General features: G+C 37.1%; 14 protein-coding genes and 1 pseudogene. 8 read left to right on the top strand and 7 right to left on the bottom strand.

All coding sequences use genetic code 11. The features are described 5' to 3' along the window. Window positions 1–48: 48 nt before the first annotated feature. The gene (locus tag MKY37_RS12915) at window positions 49–204 is read left to right on the top strand and encodes a lmo0937 family membrane protein (protein ID WP_340777710.1); all 156 of its coding nucleotides are present in this window, start codon (window positions 49–51) and stop codon (window positions 202–204) included. A gap of 130 nt (window positions 205–334) precedes the next feature. Here the strand turns inward: MKY37_RS12915 and MKY37_RS12910 are convergent, their stop codons facing one another. The 7 genes and pseudogenes from MKY37_RS12910 to MKY37_RS12880 all read right to left on the bottom strand — a co-directional run bounded on the left by MKY37_RS12910 (window position 335) and on the right by MKY37_RS12880 (window position 8024). Next, the gene (locus tag MKY37_RS12910) at window positions 335–1450 is read right to left on the bottom strand and encodes a GNAT family N-acetyltransferase (protein ID WP_340777708.1); all 1116 of its coding nucleotides are present in this window, start codon (window positions 1448–1450) and stop codon (window positions 335–337) included. A 50-nt stretch (window positions 1451–1500) separates the two neighbouring features. Beyond that, a pseudogene (locus tag MKY37_RS12905) lies at window positions 1501–1768 on the bottom strand (cation-transporting P-type ATPase); the annotation flags it as partial. Window positions 1769–1998: 230 nt separating this feature from the next. Then, window positions 1999–2538, bottom strand: a complete 540-nt coding sequence (locus MKY37_RS12900) for a PadR family transcriptional regulator (RefSeq protein ID WP_340777706.1) — start codon at window positions 2536–2538, stop codon at window positions 1999–2001. Window positions 2539–2582: 44 nt separating this feature from the next. Further along, window positions 2583–3776, bottom strand: a complete 1194-nt coding sequence (locus tag MKY37_RS12895; protein WP_340777704.1) for a YhgE/Pip domain-containing protein — start codon at window positions 3774–3776, stop codon at window positions 2583–2585. 239 nt (window positions 3777–4015) lie between these two features. Beyond that, window positions 4016–6373 (bottom strand): penicillin acylase family protein, encoded by a 2358-nt coding sequence (locus MKY37_RS12890; RefSeq protein ID WP_340777699.1) that lies wholly within the window; start codon window positions 6371–6373, stop codon window positions 4016–4018. Window positions 6374–6721: 348 nt separating this feature from the next. After that, a complete protein-coding gene (murB, locus tag MKY37_RS12885) occupies window positions 6722–7639 on the bottom strand; it encodes a UDP-N-acetylmuramate dehydrogenase (RefSeq protein ID WP_340777697.1) in 918 nt (305 codons plus the stop codon). Between the two features lie 79 nt (window positions 7640–7718). Continuing rightward, window positions 7719–8024 (bottom strand): winged helix-turn-helix transcriptional regulator, encoded by a 306-nt coding sequence (locus MKY37_RS12880; protein ID WP_340779922.1) that lies wholly within the window; start codon window positions 8022–8024, stop codon window positions 7719–7721. A gap of 248 nt (window positions 8025–8272) precedes the next feature. Here MKY37_RS12880 and MKY37_RS12875 point away from each other — a divergent pair, with 248 nt between their 5' ends. The 7 genes from MKY37_RS12875 (at window position 8273) to MKY37_RS12845 (ending at window position 17739) form a co-directional block, all read left to right on the top strand. Beyond that, window positions 8273–8800 carry a YceI family protein gene (locus MKY37_RS12875; protein WP_340777695.1) on the top strand — a complete coding sequence of 176 codons (528 nt, stop codon included), beginning with the start codon at window positions 8273–8275 and terminating at the stop codon, window positions 8798–8800. Between the two features lie 184 nt (window positions 8801–8984). Then, window positions 8985–10172 (top strand): hypothetical protein, encoded by a 1188-nt coding sequence (locus MKY37_RS12870; RefSeq protein ID WP_340777693.1) that lies wholly within the window; start codon window positions 8985–8987, stop codon window positions 10170–10172. 80 nt (window positions 10173–10252) lie between these two features. Next, the gene (locus MKY37_RS12865) at window positions 10253–11428 is read left to right on the top strand and encodes a M20 metallopeptidase family protein (protein ID WP_340777690.1); all 1176 of its coding nucleotides are present in this window, start codon (window positions 10253–10255) and stop codon (window positions 11426–11428) included. 147 nt (window positions 11429–11575) lie between these two features. Continuing rightward, window positions 11576–11869, top strand: a complete 294-nt coding sequence (locus MKY37_RS12860) for a hypothetical protein (RefSeq protein WP_340777688.1) — start codon at window positions 11576–11578, stop codon at window positions 11867–11869. A gap of 59 nt (window positions 11870–11928) precedes the next feature. Further along, complete coding sequence (locus MKY37_RS12855) at window positions 11929–13650, top strand: ABC transporter ATP-binding protein (protein ID WP_340777686.1); 1722 nt, start codon at window positions 11929–11931, stop codon at window positions 13648–13650. A 160-nt stretch (window positions 13651–13810) separates the two neighbouring features. Next, window positions 13811–15157, top strand: coding sequence for a 3' terminal RNA ribose 2'-O-methyltransferase Hen1 (locus MKY37_RS12850; protein ID WP_340777684.1), 1347 nt, complete (start codon window positions 13811–13813; stop codon window positions 15155–15157). Next, window positions 15154–17739, top strand: a complete 2586-nt coding sequence (locus MKY37_RS12845) for a polynucleotide kinase-phosphatase (protein WP_340777682.1) — start codon at window positions 15154–15156, stop codon at window positions 17737–17739. Before MKY37_RS12850 ends, MKY37_RS12845 begins: the two co-directional genes overlap by 4 nt. Window positions 17740–18196 lie beyond the last annotated feature (457 nt).

The following is an 18196-nucleotide window of genomic DNA, read 5'->3' as shown; positions in this document are numbered from 1 at the left end:
TAATATCAACATGACTGCTAAATAAAATATAGAAAGGATGAATATACAATGGGTAAACTTTTATGGGGAATTATCGTCGTATTAATCGTACTTTGGTTACTTGGTTTAGTATTGAAGATTGGCGGAGGACTTATTCACGCACTATTAATTATTGCAGGTATTATTTTTGTTGTTCAATTAATCACTGGAAAAAGATCAGTGTAAAGAAAGGTGTTGCCGAACTGGCAACACCTTTTTCTATCTTTCATTTACTTATAGCTAGCATCCAAAAGAGTAGAAGATTGGTTAAACTTTAAATTATCTACTCTTATATTGTCAATATTGTTAAATTGGACTATTGCCATTGCCTAACTTTAGCGTATATACATGTATCTCTCAACTTTTTCCCATCCGCAGATAAAGAATCGTTTTGTAGTATGCCTTCCAATGTATATCCAGCTCTAATTGCAACAGAGCGACTCCGGACATTTTCACTATCACAACGTATTTCTACTCGATTGGCATGTAATTCCTCAAATGCAAATTGAGTTATACGTTCACAGGCTTCCGTCATTAAACCTTTCCCTTCAAACTTACTATCAATCCAATAGCCAATTTCAAATTTACGAACATCCCAATCTATTCGATGTAATCCTGAAGCACCTACAAATTCACCCGTTTCTCTTAAATACAGCTGAAGCCGTAAATCCTTTCGAGTAATAAAATCTGCAACCGCTTGGCGTAAGTTAGTAGTGATTTGTTCCAATGTCTGCTTTTTTTGCGCCCACGGCATCCATTCTTTTAATGCTGTATCCGAATTGATTACCGCCTTCCAAATTTCTTCGGCGTCTTCCACTTTAGGTGCACGTATCAACAAATGCTCTGTGTAAAATTCCTCAGGAAAAGAAAGCTCTTCTTTAACAGGTAAAGGTTTATGAAAATCTTCATCCCATTTCACTGGAGTGGCAGTCCCTTTTAAGAAATCCTCTCTCGTCAGACCATAGGTCACTGCATCATAGTAGGAATCCTCTTTAGGAGAGAACCATGCTTGACGCAGCTGAGCTTCTTTTACAAATCCAGCTCGCTCAAACGTTTTTCGCATTGCAAAATTATCCTGTCGCGTATGTCCTTCTAAACGAATTTTTGCTTCTGGCAGTTGGAATACATACTCTGCAACAAGCTTTAATGCATTTGGTCCATAGCCGCTCCCCCGAGCATGATCAGCAATGCGCAAATCAAAAAGGGGAATTTCATCTTGTAAATCATAAATTTTAACGAATCCGACTTTTTCATTTGCTTCGTTTTCAATCCAAAAGGTTTTCACTTCATCCGATTGATATCCACCCTCTTCAATCGTTTTCTCTATTAGCTCCCTTGCTGGGTGCGAGTTTCCATGATACGGCCAACTATTTGTCGTCATAAAGTGGATCAGCTGCTCTTGTTCTTCCATCGTCCATTCCGTAAGCTTCATTTTACCGCCTCCGTACGTGCTATTTATTTACCTTCATCCCGCATTAACGGTCAGTACCCGCCCATATCTGTAAAGATGGCAATCCATAAAGTTAACCATCCTGGAATAATGAGGAGCAGTGCAATTACTTTTAATCCTAATGCAAACATAATATTTTCTTTAATAATATGCAATGCTTTTCGACTCAATCGGATTATATAAGGCAATTTTTTTCAATCACCATCCATTAATGCCACGTCCGCTGTTTTTAAGTGCTGCGTCGGTTGTTCCTGCTCCGCCCATTGCAATACTAACAGTTGCTGCTGATGCAAGCATGACTGTATCTTCTTCCCCTTGACGTTGCTCAAATCTAGCAATGACTTCAATTGAAACAGTGCTCATAGAAGATATCCACCTAACACTTCCGACTGATCATTTTGTTCCGTCAATTCCCCCCTCTGTCCCTTTACCTGTCTAAACCATTTATGAAATAGAAAATTATATATTTACATGTACAAAAAAACACTTATCGATTCGATAAGCGTTTCTCTTTATTAGGTTTAGAGCAATTAAATTTCATTCTGTTCAATACGTTTAATTAATTCTTTAAGCCAAAAAGTAGCGTGCTCTACTTTAGTCTCCATGTATCCACCAATAAGTTCCAAAAGTTTTTCTTTACCGCTACCTACTTGCACGTGCGTATCATAATTTGTAATCTGTTCCCAACGTACAATATAATTATCCAATTTCTTTTCTAGTATTTCTACTACTTTATCACGTTCTACATATTCAATACTTGCGATGCCAACGAGCATCTCACTAATCGTATCTGCAGTTTCAAACAACTTATAAATTTTTTTGGGTAATTCTTCACGACCTTTTGCAGTAATAGCAAATACTTGCTTATCTGGTCTATGTTCTTCTTTAATAGTTTCAAATGCTTCAATTAAACCTTTTTTAGCTAATGTTTCGAAATGATAATACAGTTTGCTTTCTGTTAACCCACCAAGTTTATCCAATGGAATAGGTTCTGAAAGCTCTTTTTTTAGTTTATATGGATAACTGTTATCCTTCATCAGTTTACTCAAAATATAAATTTGGATTGCCATTGATTACGCCCCTTTTGGCGAGATTTACTTCAATTGTAACAAAACTAGGCTATTACTTCAGTACTAACCTTCTCATTTTCTACTTTGACTTTCTCCTCTAATTCCGTTACTGGTAAAGGTTTGTGGAAAATCCACACGATGAATATATTAATCAACATTGCTCCTAAACCTACAGCTATCATTCCCCAAATGTAGGGTGCTGGGCTTATGCTACCATACATACTGGCAAAGTACGCTTGTACGGAATAATACATTGGTGAAATGTAGCTCATCCATTCATATGGTGCGTACATCATGTCACGCGAGATAGTAGCCCCATTCGCTAATGTTTGTATTAATAAAATCGGTAGGTTTAAAATCATACCGCCTTCGCCTATTAGGAATATGAAAATTGCAGTGAAATTAAACGCTACCATGTAATTCAATACTTGGTGAGCTAGAAGACTTAGTAATATGTCGCCACTTGGCTCATTTACTAAATATGTAACACCAGCAGCAGCAAGTGAAGAGACAACTCCAATTAATATTGCTGTTAATTGGACATATATGAATAACCTAGTTTTACTAGCTTTCCCACGGCTCGCTTTAAATGATCCAACTAACTGCATTGCACCGATCATTGCACCTGTATAACCAGCCATCGTTAAGAACATTGGCAGCATATTATTATGCATACCATCTGGAATCTCATTAATTGTTATGAAATTTCCTACATAGGAGTTCTCAATCATATCCGCCATTTCAACAGCTTGTTCCTCTGGAACGTTAAAATTCATTAACACACCTTGTGCTGTTTGTTGTGAAAACTGTGTACTTAGTTGGTTATTAATTTCTGTTACAATCGAAGTCATTGTTGAAGAAACAACTGTTGCTCCCGCTTCGTTTACCGTGAAGTCAATACTCGAGGATATTTCTCCGTTTTCCATGTCCGCTGAGAATGTTTTAGGGATATGTACAACTAAAGCTATATCATTTTTTTCTAATTCTTTTAATGCTACTTTATTTGTTATATCAGTTTGGATTTCTTCAAATGGTAGTTGCTCTCCTAGATTTTTTGCGATCATTTTACCATATTCGCCTTCATCATCATTAACAATGGCTATCGGTAATTGATCAATATTCCCTGGTATAGCTGTATAACCTGGCAAGAAAATACCTAACATGGCTACTGCATAAAATATTGCCATAAAGATCGATGCAATTGCACCTTTAGTTTTTAAAAACTCTACAAATTTCATTCTTTGCTTCCTTCCTCATATTAAACAAATTTAGTATAACACCTTCACAAAAAGTACTCTAATAAAAGTACTTTAATTAAACTATATTGATACAATAATCTATTTTACTTTTAAAATCAAATACAAAATTCTTAAATTCAACTAATTAAATATAAATTTGTCTAAAAAGTGAAGGGAAGTGATAATTTATTGGAATATAAATAAAGCAGCCGAAGATAGTTAATCTTCGACTGCTTCATTTAATTAGCTTTCAGTATCAATTCATATCCTTCTTGAATATTCCCATCTATCACAGTCGCATGATAGTTTCCTTCTGCCCAATCATCCACTTGGCTATGATACCATTCGGATTTCATGTGACCACTTTGTCCCGGTCCCACAATATGATAGGCCTCATTTAGATTAGCCAAATCTGCCACAAATCGCCAAGACGCTCCGTGATCCACTTTTCCATCCTCTCCGTAACCAGCTGCTTGAACTGTAATATTGGAACCTCCAATTGGTACCGGGTCTGGATTTAGTAGATAAGCTAAAATGGGAGAAGCCCCTCCTAGCGGATGATCAAACGTTAGCTGGTGGTAATCTCCCCATTTCCATTTCTTTTCGTTCGAACCAAACTCTTCAGATATTTCTTCTGTAGCTTCTACAAATGAATCATATACCCATTTGTCTACACCACCGTACGTTTCTAGCCAAGCACTTTGCTCGCTATTGTAGCCTTTTCGTAATAATTGATCCGAAATATTACCTTTACCAGGTAGCATCGAATATACATCTTCAGGCATTTCTTCCTCTAGCAAAGTTTGTGGTAGCTCCTTCATCCATTTATGAAACACGAGTGGCGCTGCTTGGTCCTTATCATCGACTTGATCCCACTGCTTCAGCAAAGCAAGAATTTCTTTATATTTACCCTTAGCATCTAGGTTTTCAACCGATCCAAGCATTTGTGTCAAAAACTCTTTAGCGTATAAATTTGTTTGATCCATTTGTAGTTTCATCATATCTTCTTTAGTGAGGTCTGATTTACTTTCAAGTACTTCTGCTATTCGCTCATATCGATACGATTGAGCCCAAAAATTAGTAATATGATATGGATAGGAATCATCCACGACCTCATTGTTTGCAGTTGCTATAAAGCCTTCCTCAGGGTTCACAACTATTGGAAGTTCGTCATAAGGAACAAAGCCTTCCCAACCGTAGTCTGCAGAGTCTCCAGGTACAGGCAATTGACCATTCCCCGTCTTCCTTAGAGGTACCTTACCATTCGCTTTATATGCAATCGTCCCATCTTTGGCTGCAAACACAAAGTTTTGCGCAGGTGCATGGAAGTCCTCCAAAGCTATTTCAAACTCTTCCCAGCTCGATGATTTATTCATTTTTAAAATTGCTTGTAATTCTAGCGTAGGTTCTAACGCGGTCCATTGCATGGAAAATAATGCAGATGCTTCCTCATCTTTGAATAAGACATCCGAAATTATAGGGCCATGTCTAGTCACCACTACTTCAAATGGAACGTCATCCTGTCCTTTTACTTTAATAGGTGAGTGACGAACTTCCGCTTGCTCCCATTCCCCTTCGTATAAAAATTGTGTACGATCATCTGGATTTGGTGTTTCAATATAAAGATCCTGTACATCTGGCCCAACATTCGTTACTCCCCAAGCAACCTCTTCGTTATGACCAAGAATGATACCAGGAACACCAGCAAATATAACCCCACTCACATTTTGTTCTGGGGACTCTAAATGCATTTGATACCAAATGGAAGGCGTACTCAACCCTAAATGTGGATCATCTGCAAGTAAAGGAAGCCCACTAGCTGTCTTTTCTCCACTTACTACCCAGTTATTACTACCATTAAATTCATTCTGTAGAACCGACGAGTTAAAGTAACCACTCACATTTACTGGTTTGCTAATATTCGCCTCAATAATTGATTGGGCATTTTCAGGATAAGTTATAAAAAGCTCCTTCGCCTTTTCTTCATCTAACTCGGTTAGAGCCCAATGTCTGATTGCAAGTGTTGACCAGTTTCCTCCTAAATCATATGCCATATATTTCCCAATCGTTAGTGAGTCAGTTGGAGTCCATTCTTCTGGCTCGTACCCTAGTAACTTAAATTCATAGCTTAGTTTATTTTCTTTTTTTGCAAATTCGATAAAATCATTGACTCCTTCTGCATACCACTTTAATACTTCCTTCGCTTCCTCACTATATCCATCATAAGATTTCTCGGCAGCATCACGTAAGCTGAAGGTTAAAAAAAACTTGTCGGTATCAACAGCAGCTCCCCCTACAACTTCTGCCAAACGCCCGCTAGCTTGCCTTCTAGCCAAGTCCATTTGAAAAAGCCTATCCTGCGCTTGCACGAATCCTTGCGATCGATAAAGATCAGCATCTGATTGTGCAGTAATATGCGGAACCCCTTCTGCGTCACGTACAACTTTTACATCCGAGTCCAGTACTTCCATCGTAAGTTCCCCTTCAATAATTGCTTTCGTGCTAGATAAATACTTGTTCAACCCAATAACGATAATAATTGCTAATACAACAATAATACCTATAATCCAGGCAGTTATTTTCCACCCTTTTCTCATATGCCCTACCCCCTTTGTTCTTTTACAGTATTCGACTTTTTTTAAAATTTCCCTTCCCTTTACTGAACAAACTTGTAGGATATTAATACAACTGGTTGCATTCTTGAAGCACAAGCATCCTATCTATCTCGTATAGAACTAGAACTCTCTCGTTTGCACATGAATCATTCTCGTATAGCATTATATCTCTCTCGTTTGAGTAAAGCTCTCTTGTATAGCATTGAGTTGCTCTCGTATAGCTTTATATCTCTCTCGTTAACACATGCATCACTCTCGTATAAATCCGATATGTTGGATCCATATAAAAAAAGACCCATGAATAATTATATTCATAGGTCTAGGCTTGTATTAGTCTATATTTTCTCCAACAATTTTTACTTCTAGCTCTAGCTCGACACCAAAGTTTTCTTTTACTGTTTTTTTCACCATTTCAATCGTGCTAATATAATCGGTTGCAGTAGCATTATTTTTATTGACGATAAAGCCGGCATGCTTCGTGGATACCTCTGCTCCACCAAAGCCTTTACCCTGTAAGCCACTGTCTTGAATGAGCTTTCCTGCAAAATATCCTGGTGGTCGTTTGAATACACTACCAGCAGAAGGATATTCTAATGGTTGCTTCGATTCTCGTTGAAAAGTAAGATCCGCAATTTTAGCATCAATCTGTTCTTGATTTCCTTTTTCCAATAAAAACTCCGTTGATAATACATAATAGCCTTGCTTCGTAATAATACTCTTTCGATACCCTAGCTCTAATTGCTCTTTTGAAAGAACAAGCTTTTCTCCAGCCGGAGTCAGCACTGTACATTGCACAATTATATCTTGGATTTCTCCGCCGTATGCTCCTGCATTCATCGCCATTGCCCCACCAATAGAGCCGGGAATACCACAAGCAAATTCTAAGCCTGTTAGGGATTCCTGCGCTGCCGCCTTTGATACATCAATTATATCAGCACCACTCTCGGCAATCACACGGTTACCATCAATTATGATTTTATTTAAATTTTCTAGCCGTAGTACAATTCCTCGTACTCCACCATCACGAACGACCATATTTGAGCCGTTTCCAAGTAGTAATAACGGTATATTATGTTCATATGCATATTGAACGACAAAGGCTGCCTCATCTTGAGTTGAAGGTGTAACAAATAAGTCTGCCTTACCACCCATTTTAGTTACTGTATGCAAATTCAATGCTTCATCTATTTTAATATTTTCCGGATTTAACTTTTCGTTTAAGCTTTGAAACCATTTTTGTTTATTCAAAGAGAGACAATCCTTTCTACTTTAACCTGTTACCCTTACATAGTATGCATTTTCACTCATAATATATCAAGCGAAACTGCTATAACCATTCTTTAGACCAAGTCTCGATTCCGCCAACTACTTCTTTTAGCGCAAGACCTTTCTCCGTCAAGTTATATTCTACCCGTATAGGTACCTCGGAAAAGACAGTTCTTTCAACTATTCCCTCTTTTTCAAGTTCCTTTAAACGCTCTGATAACAAACGCCCACTAATAGGAAGTGACGACTCAATTTCATTAAATCTTTTTGCTCCATCCATTAGTTGGTGCACGATTAGCGCCGTCCATCTTTTTCCTAGCAACTCCATTGCCTTTGATAAACGTGGACATAATAACGTTTCTTTCATCTGATTCACCTCTATTACTTCCTATTATATTCTTTTTTTCTCACTTTGTAAAATTAAGTAATTTAATTACTTGACGTAACCAAGATATTAATCTACATTTAGTTACATAAAGTAACTAAAAGTTTACCCTTTAGAGAAAAAGGTACAGTAAATTATGGTTTTATTATATTGTTTCGAAATAAAAACTCTTGATTTCAAAACAATATTGTTTTATACTAAAAAAAACAATCCTTAGGAGGAAATTAACAATGACAAAATTTAATCTCGACGCTGCACATTCTACAATCGACTTTTCAGTAAAACACATGATGGTTTCAAAAGTAAAAGGATCATTCACAAATTTCACAGCAGACTTAGATGGTAATGCCGAAGATTTAACCGGTGCTACAATTAGCTTTGATATTGAAGTAAAATCAATCAACTCAAACAACGAAGATCGCGATAACCACTTACGCTCTGGAGATTTCTTTGATGCAGAAACCTACCCAAGCATCAAATTTGTGGCAACTGATATTAAGAAAACAGACGATGGTGAATATGACGTAACTGGTGACCTTACGATTAAAGACGTTACAAAACCAGTAACATTTGACGTTGAATACGGCGGTAAAGGTACTAATCCATGGGGTCAAGAAGTAGTAGCTTTCTCTGCAGATACAAAAGTAAATCGTAAAGAATTTGGTTTAACTTGGAACCAAGCTTTAGAAACTGGCGGCGTTCTAGTTGGCGAAGACATTAAAATCACTGTTGAACTTGAGTTAAACCCAGCTCAATAATTGTTGTAAATGGAAAAAGCTATCCTTTTGGATAGCTTTTTTGTTTGTACTATAAAATCACCGGTTCACAAGTTTAATACCAACTAAAATTAACTGAATATTACGAAATATATTGCATACTTTATAATGTTAAAAAAATGTGTTATTGTATGAATTATCTTATTTTCTGAAAGGGCGGAATATTATGTCCCAAATGCTTGCTTTAGTTATTGTCGTTGCTATTTTATTTATTGGAGACTTTGTTTCCATACGGACTAAGGCTTGGATTCCTTCTGTTTTCGTAGCTGCTGTTCTTTTCATTATTGGTTATTGGACTTTCTTCCCAAAGGAAATCGTTTCGATAGCTGGTGTACCACCAGTAGTTGCAACTATGATGATTTATCTTCTAATCACAAATATGGGTACATTACTTTCTCTTAAACAACTAAAGGAACAATGGAAAACTATACTAATTTCACTAGCTGGAATTTTAGGTATAATTGTCGCATTATTCACAATTGGAACTGTATTGTTTGGAGTTGAAACTATCATTGTTGCAATCCCCCCATTAGTAGGAGGTGTCGTTTCTGCTCTCATCATGTCAGAAGGTGCTGCAAATGCGGGTCTTACCACTTTGTCGGTTTTCGCAATTGTCATTTACGTTATGCAAGGATTCGCCGGATATCCACTTACTTCAATCGTTCTAAAAAAAGAAGGAAAAGACCTTCTTCAAAAGTTCCGTTTCGGTGAGATTACTATTGCAGGACAAAATAACGGTGAAGCTGAAAAACCAAAAGAAGAACTCAAAATGTTTAGTAAGTTACCAGCCAAATATAATACGGATTATTTTAAGCTGTTCCGTCTAGCTTTCGTCGGTTTCCTTGCTTATGGGGTATCTACTCTTTTAAATCCTATTATAGAAATTAGTCCTTTTGTAGTTTGCTTGTTATTTGGTATTATCGCGGGAAGTTTTGGTTTCTTAGAAAGCAATGTCCTACAAAAAGCAAACAGCTTCGGTATTTGTATTTTAGTATTAATGCTCTTTGTTTTCGATGCTTTGAAAAATGCTACCCCTTCAATGATTATGGAACTACTTTATCCACTTGTAGGAACAATTGTTATAGGAGTAATCGGAATGTACATCTTCTCCTTCATCATTGGAAAAATCCTGAAAGTTAGCAAAAACATGGCTTTTGCAGTTTCTTTAACAGCACTTTACGGATTTCCTGCTGATTACATCATTACAAATGAAGTTATTAAATCTTTAACAGAGGATGAAAAAGAAAGAGAAGTTTTAACTAGTTACATGCTTCCTCCAATGCTTGTAGGTGGATTCATTAGTGTGACCATCGTATCTGTTATTCTAGCAGGTATTTTCGTAGGATTCTTATAAGTAGTGTTTGAAGAAAGTAAAAAAACATATTGAACAATGATTATAGATGAAACGGCATTATGATTAACGGAGGGAACAGCATGATTAACAATAAAATAAAAGAATCAATCAAAAATAATAGAGAAGAACTAACTCAATTACGTAGAAAATTGCACAGCGAGCCTGAGCTATCATTTGAGGAATTCAAAACAACTCAGTTTGTATGCGAGTATTTAGATAATCTAGGAATCTCTTATCGAAAAACTGAACCTACCGGAGTTATCGCAGAAATTAAAGGGGCAGCAGGAGGAAAAACAGTTGCTCTTCGAGGAGATATGGATGCCCTTGCTGTTCAGCAGCTTAACAAGCATGTCCCTTACGCCTCTAAAATAGAAGGTAATATGCATGCATGTGGTCATGATGCACATACCTCTATGCTATTAATAGCAGCAAAGGCACTTTCAGAGGTAAAAGATCAGCTTCCCGGTAATGTACGCTTCTTATTCCAGCCAGCAGAGGAAATAGCACAAGGTGCACAGGCTATGGTCAACCAAGGCGCTATGGAGAATGTTGATAATGTTTTCGGCATTCATATTTGGTCTCAAATGCCGACAAATAAGGTTTCCTGTACACCAGGTCCTTCTTTCGCTGCAGCTGATATCTTCAAAGTGACATTCAAGGGTCGCGGTGGTCACGGTGCCATTCCAGAGGCTTGTATCGATGCAGCTCTTGTTGCTTCGTCTTTCGTTATGAACATTCAAACAGTCATTTCCAGAACGATTGACCCACAAAGCCCCGCTGTTCTAACAGTTGGTAAAATGGTCGTTGGTACACGATTTAATGTTATTGCGGAGAATGCAGAGATAGAAGGAACTGTCCGTACGTTCCAGCCAGCTACTCGGGATCATATTGAAAAATCTATTACCCAATATGCGGAAAGCGTGGCAGCTATTTACGGAGCAACCGCTAAAGTTGAATATATAAGAGGCACAGATGCTGTAGATAATGATGAGGAAAGTGCTAAACTTGTCCAACAGGTAGCTTCAGCAGCATTTGGATCAGAAGTAGTTTTCAATGAGAAGCCGACAATGGGTGGAGAGGATTTCTCTGCATTTTTAACAAAAGCTCCTGGTAGCTTTGCATTTGTCGGTAGTGGAAACTCTGAAAAGGATACGGAGTGGGCTCATCATCATGGCAACTTTAATATAGATGAGGATGCACTTTCTACTGGTGCTGAACTGTATGCGCAGTATGCTTGGGCATATTTGAATAAATAAAGTCAAAAATGCATTCTGGTAGAGAAAACAGATTCATAGTTTTCTCTGCCTTTTTTTGTGCGGAAATTATCGTCTGACTTTTGGAACTATTTTTATAGAGAATCGTATATAATATAGATTATAAAATATAGAATTGGAGAGATATTAATGGAAGATTTATTAGGAATAGGTCTCGGTTTCGTAGCAATCATATTGACTTTTTCAATACCACTATCCGCAATTTGGACAAATCATTTACGAAAATCACAAAAAGTACGAGCACAAATCGTTAAGGACGAAATTGAACTAGAAAAACTTCGATACAATAATTTTTTAGTGGAAACAGAGAAAATGCGTCTAGACCTTCAATCCAAACAGGCAAGTTTACTAGAAACAGCGGATCCAGTTATTTTAGATTTACAGAAGCAGTCGATATATGAAGCACAAACTATATCTAGATAGAATTATCTTGCCAAATTTCAAGACGATTGTTTTTTTATGCAAAAAAATAGGAGTTTACTATGAAAACATCTACCAAAGGATTTTTCCAGTTACTCAAAAGTCTTAAGTGGCCAGTAAAGATAACAATTATAGCAATTGTTCTATCCCTCTTAAGTACTGTTATTGGATTAATCGTACCTCTTGTTACAAAAGATTTAGTTGATACGCTAACAACTACTGCTTTCAATTGGAAAATGATTGGCGTTTTACTCGTCGTATTCCTTTTGCAGGCGATTTCAGGCGGATTTTCATTTTACTTATTATCTTATATCGGTGAATTTATCGTCGCGGATCTTCGTAAAAAACTATGGAGCAAAGTACTCCATCTTCCTGTTCCCTACTACGATCAAAATGAAAGTGGCGAAACGATGAGTCGTATTACTCAAGATACGACGACGTTGAAATCACTTATTACGGATCATTTAGTAAATTTCGTGTCTGGAATTATTACAATTATAGGGTCCGTTATTATCTTATTTTTTATTGATTGGAAAATGACGTTGATCATGCTTATTAGTGTTCCGCTAAGTATAGCAATCATGATGCCACTTGGCACGATGATGCACAAAGTATCAAAGTCTACCCAAAAAGAAATGGCTTCGTTTTCAGGACTTTTAGGGCGAGTGCTATCTGAAATCCGGTTAGTAAAATCTTACCAGGCAGAGAAAACGGAAACTGTTAGAGGAAATGAGGCCATTCAAAACTTATATCGATTTGGCTTGAAAGAAGCGAAGATACAAGCATTCATCTCCCCTTTTATGACGCTCATCATGATGGCAATTTTAGTCGTCATTTTAGGTTATGGCGGTTTACAGGTATCTAAAGGAATCTTATCTGCCGGAGATCTCGTTGCAATCATCTTTTACTTAGTAAACATTATTGTTCCTTTTGCACAGATGGCAACATTCTTTACCTCTTTCCAAAAAGCAGTTGGAGCAACGGAGCGTATCCAAGAAATATTCTATATGGATGCTGAAACAGCAGAACTAGAAGCACCAAAACCTTTAAAAGATGGAGTTATAACATTTGAAGATGTCCATTTTTCTTATGGCCCTGAGAAGAAAGTAATAGATGGTATTTCCTTAACAGCACAGCCAGGAACCGTTACTGCTTTTGTTGGACCTAGTGGTGGAGGAAAAACTACTATTTTCTCCTTGCTTGAACGATTTTATGAACCTGATTCTGGAACCATTTTATTCGATGGATCACCAATTACCAGGTTATCTTTACATGCCTGGCGCTCTAAAATTGGCTACGTCTCTCAGGAAAGTCCCTTAATGAGCGGCACTATTTTATCGAATATGACGTATGGAATGACGGAAAATCCTCCAATGGAGAAAATAATCCAAGCAGCTGAGGCAGCAAATGCTATAGATTTTATAGAGGAACTGTCAGACAAATACGACACACTCGTTGGAGAACGGGGCATCAAGCTATCAGGTGGACAACGCCAACGGATCGCTATTGCACGTGCACTCTTACATGATCCTAAAATATTATTATTAGACGAGGCAACCTCTAACCTAGATAGTGGTTCAGAAGCATCCGTACAAGAAGCGCTCGAACGATTAATGGAAGGTCGAACCACCCTGATCATTGCTCATAGACTCGCAACAATTATTCATGCCGACCAAATCTTATTCTTAGAGCAAGGGAAAATCACAGGAAAAGGCACACATGAAGAGCTTCTTGCACACCACAAACTATACAAAGAATTTACACATGGGCAAGGATTGTCGTGAAATAGAAACTCCAATGAGCACAGTCTTTAGACTTGGCTCATTGGAGTTTTATAAGTTAAAAACGTATAAGCCTCTACTTCTCGAATTCCTCGACAATTCTGTGTTATCATAACTAACAACTAAGAGTGAAAAGTTTGATTAACTAAGATGGAGGTTCATTATGCAGCTAACAATTAGAGCAACAGGTGAAAATGTAGAAGCTATTACTTATCTTCTTGCTAAAAACCCTAATAATATATATGAACGGAACCATAAAGGTCATCACATTAGAATGTTTTATAATGTAGTAACTGATACAGAACTTGAGCTGACTATTTTCGTGTCGCCAGATCCACTAGCCCTTGTAAATCATTCTTCGAATGCATATGACATAACCCATTATATTAACGATCGTGAATTTGTAGTAAGCAGCATCTTTATGTCACTCATCCGAAATGCACTTGGTACTGCTTTAAACGGGAAGCCAAAAGAAGAATATACAAAATGGGTGGATTACCGTTTTCCTTTTGTCTTTAGTTTTGGACCGGTTGCAACTGAGTTAAGTGAACATGAAATTCGGAATCTATTTGAACCATTGGGTTATGATGTCAGAGTTGAGTATGCAGAAACGGATTATTCCTTTCGTTTAAAAGAAAGAAGTTCTGCATGTTTTATCACTTTGTCTAGTCAAACTTCCCTTCAAAAAGGGCTCCAACAGCTATTTATACTCATTCCGGTGTTGGACAACTATAAACATTATTTTATTGATGAATCAGAAATTGAAAAGCTAAAACGGTACGGTGAGGGCTGGCTTGAGGATCATCCCCAGAAAGAGTTTATCGTCCGTAAAGCTTTACGTTTTAAGGAAATCTATAGTCAACTTGAAGAACAGGATAATTCTGAAAAGCAAATTCATCCTATACCGCTGAATGAGCTTCGTTACGAAAGAATTGTGGATTCAGTTAGAAAACTACCCGTAAAAAATAAGATTGTCGATTTTGGATCTGGTGAAGGTAAATTATCTGCTCGACTAGGTTTTGTTGAAGAGGTTCGGGAGATTTTTGCCGTGGAACCAAGTGAAATTGCAAGATTAAAAGCATTGAAACGATTTGAAAAGATAAAGGATCAAAAAGGCTTTGTCGAACCAAAAATGATTTGGGGCTCTCTTTTTTACTTTGATGAACGCTTAAAAAACAAAGATGTCATCATCCTTTGTGAAGTGATTGAGCACATCGATGAAGAAAGATTACCAAAAGCAATGGATCTAATTTTAGAACATTATTACCCAGCTTCTTTAATCATTACTACACCAAACAAGGAATATAATCATGTTTATCAAATGGTTGATTCTATGCGACATAATGATCATCGTTTTGAATGGACAAGAGAAGAATTTAAGAAATGGTGTCTTCGTATGAATCACTCTGAACGCTACGAGCTGTCGTTTGAAGGTATTGGGGATGAGGATGAAACCCATGGTTTTCCTACTCAAATGTGCACGTTTATCAGGAAGGAGAAGCATTCATGAAAATAACAATACCAAGTTCAGGGATTGTCCTTCTAATCGGCGCGTCCAATAGTGGAAAAACAACATTGCTAAACAACTGGATCCGTGAAGAAACTATTTTACCATCGGAAGTGATAAGTTCTGATGATTATCGTTTAGTTGTGGGCGATACGAATTTTATTGAATGGACAGGCAGACCAAAAGATGAGGCAGATAGTCTCTACGACCAATACTATACTATATCAAAAGAAGCCTTCCATATGATGGATAATGTAATCGAAGCTAGATGTCGATTAAATAAATTAACATTTATAGATGCAACACATATTTTCTCAGATGATCGAAAAAAATATATAGCGTTAGCTCGAAAACATCATGTACCAATTGTTGCAGTTGTATTAGATATTCCACAAGAAACACTACTTGAACGTGATGAACAACGAGAACAACCTCGTGGAAAGAAAAAAGTAAAACAGCAGTATCAAAATTTAAAGCGGGAAAAACGTTCCATAAAAAAAGAAGGGTTCAAATCAATCTATTCCATCAATGCGGAAGAAGAAATTGGGCTTGTGCGGATGGATCATCCTCTACTGGTCGATGTGGAGTATGGTATTGATTTAATTGGAGATATACATGGCTGCTATGATGAATTTATTGCCCTTTTGAAAAAACTTGGTTACAAGGAAAGCGATGATGCATTATATATCCATCCAAAGGGTAGAAAGTTTATGTCTGTTGGTGATGTTATGAGCAGAGGACCAGAATCACTAAAAACGATGCTGTTTTTCCAACGACATGTCGAACAAGGATTGGCATATATGACGGACAGCAACCATGGTTGGAAAATTGCCCGTTGGCTTGATGGACGAAATGTAACATTAAATTATGGGGACGAGAAAGTAGAAGAAGAATTTAAAGAATATGAGAAGGCTCATGGGATAGAGAAGACAACGGAAACAAAGGAAATGTTGAAAAATTTCCTACTTCGTTCTCCTTCTCATTATGTATTAATGAAAAATGGTACTCCTACCGCAGTATGTACCCATGCCGGAATTAAAGATGAGTTTATTGGTAAACAATCACCTGATATTCAAGATTTTTGTCGATATGGAGATACAAGTGGTTTGAATGAAAAAGGAAAGCCAATCCGGGACGATTGGTTTGTCCATCATAAAGGGAGCATAGTTATCATTTGGGGACATGACCCAAAACTACAGCCACTTGTGATAAATAATACGATTAATATCGATCAAGGCGTTGTTTTTGGTGGTAAGCTAACAGCGTTTCGATATCCCGAAGAGGAATTCGTTTCTGTAAAAGCCGCGAATGATTATTCTGGTCCATTAGATAATCCATTGCAGGAATGGGAAAAGAAACGTTTTGATGCACCAAATATAGGGAAGTTTATTGACGGATATTCCGTACAGACTGAACTTTTAGGAGATATTAAGGTTCATCAGGATATCGTTAAATCTGCTATAGACACCGTCTCTCATTATACGGTTCCAATCGAACAACTGCTTTATATTCCACCAACAATGAGTCCTACTCCGGAAACTTCAAAGCTTCCCGATTTCTTAGAGCATCCAAAAGAAGCTATTGAATATTATCGGAGTCATGGGATTGAAACGTTGATCGCTGAGAAGAAGCATATGGGCAGTCGTGCAGTACTACTTTTATTTAAAGATAAAGAATCAGCGAAAAAGTTCATCGGTTGGGAAATAGAAGGTGTAATCTACTCGAGAACTGGAAGAAGATTTTTTGATAAGATAACAGAACAAAAAGTTTTACGAGAGTTAAACGAAGAGTTGACTCGAAAAGGGTATTTTGAAAAGTATGAAACGGACTATGTATTATTAGATACAGAAATTATGCCTTGGAATTTAAAAGCTAAAGAACTAATTAGCAGTCAATATGCTCATGTTTCGGAAAATGCAATTTTAGATCGAAAGAAACTATTAGAAAAGCTAAATAGTTCCAAACATGTGGATGTGAAGAACTGGCTAGTAGAATACAAGGAAAAACTTGCGAATGCAGAGACATTTAAAGAAGTGTTCCAAAAGTATTGCTGGGATATTGAAGGGACAAATACTATTCAAATTGCACCGTTTCATGTGCTTGCTCACAGTAATGTATCATTTTTTCATAAGCCCCATACATGGCATATGGAAATGAATAAGGAATTCGCTAAGGATTCATCTCTTTTTGTGACAACTGAATATAAAACCATTTCTGATGCAGCGAGTGAATTAGAAGTAATCACTTGGTGGGAAGAAATGACAAAAGAAGGACATGAGGGAATCGTTATTAAGCCTGAATTTTATATCCCAACATCTAGAGGAAGACTAATACAGCCAGCTATTAAAGTAAGAGGTCGTAAATATTTGCATATCATTTACGGGATGGATTATTTAAGTCCTGCAAACTTAGAACGATTGAAGAAACGAAATACAGGTAAAAAGCAAAAACTTGCACTAAAAGAATTTGCGTTAGGTATAGATGGTATAAAACGTTTCGTCAATGGTGACTCGATTGAACGTGTGCATGAATGCGTTTTAGCTACTTTAGCAATGGAATCAGATCCAGTCGATCCAAGATTATAATATTTCGGTACAAAACTGTTTGAAATTATTTATGGACATTAAGAAAACCAGGAAAAAACATGCCCAGCCCTTTAAGGTCAAAACCTGTTTCTATCGTTTTCGAAGTGCTTTGGACAGACGTTTTGCTATAAGATTACCGTTTGATTTTTAAAAAGGCTGGTAATCTTATGGCAGTTGCCTGTCTGTCCGTGCCCTTCTACAACTATTAGAAACAGGTTTGTGCGTTTTTGGATAACTAGAGAGAAGCCACTTTCCTATTTTTAAAGGAAGCTCACGAAGATACAATTTCGTGAGCTATTTCGCTTCTTTATTTAGTAAACACTTACTATTCCTCTTTATCTCCACCAGTAAAAAGAAAACTGCCTGCCTCCATCTATCATTGAATAACAGTATCTCTACTTCATCAGCAATTACAAATCTTTATATCCCTACATTAACTTGAGCTAATCTTATTATC

Source organism: Psychrobacillus sp. FSL K6-2836, from assembly GCF_038003085.1.
GTDB lineage: Bacteria > Bacillota > Bacilli > Bacillales_A > Planococcaceae > Psychrobacillus.
The sequence above is the reverse complement of the archived record's forward strand: the minus strand, read 5'-3'. Positions and strand labels throughout refer to the sequence as shown.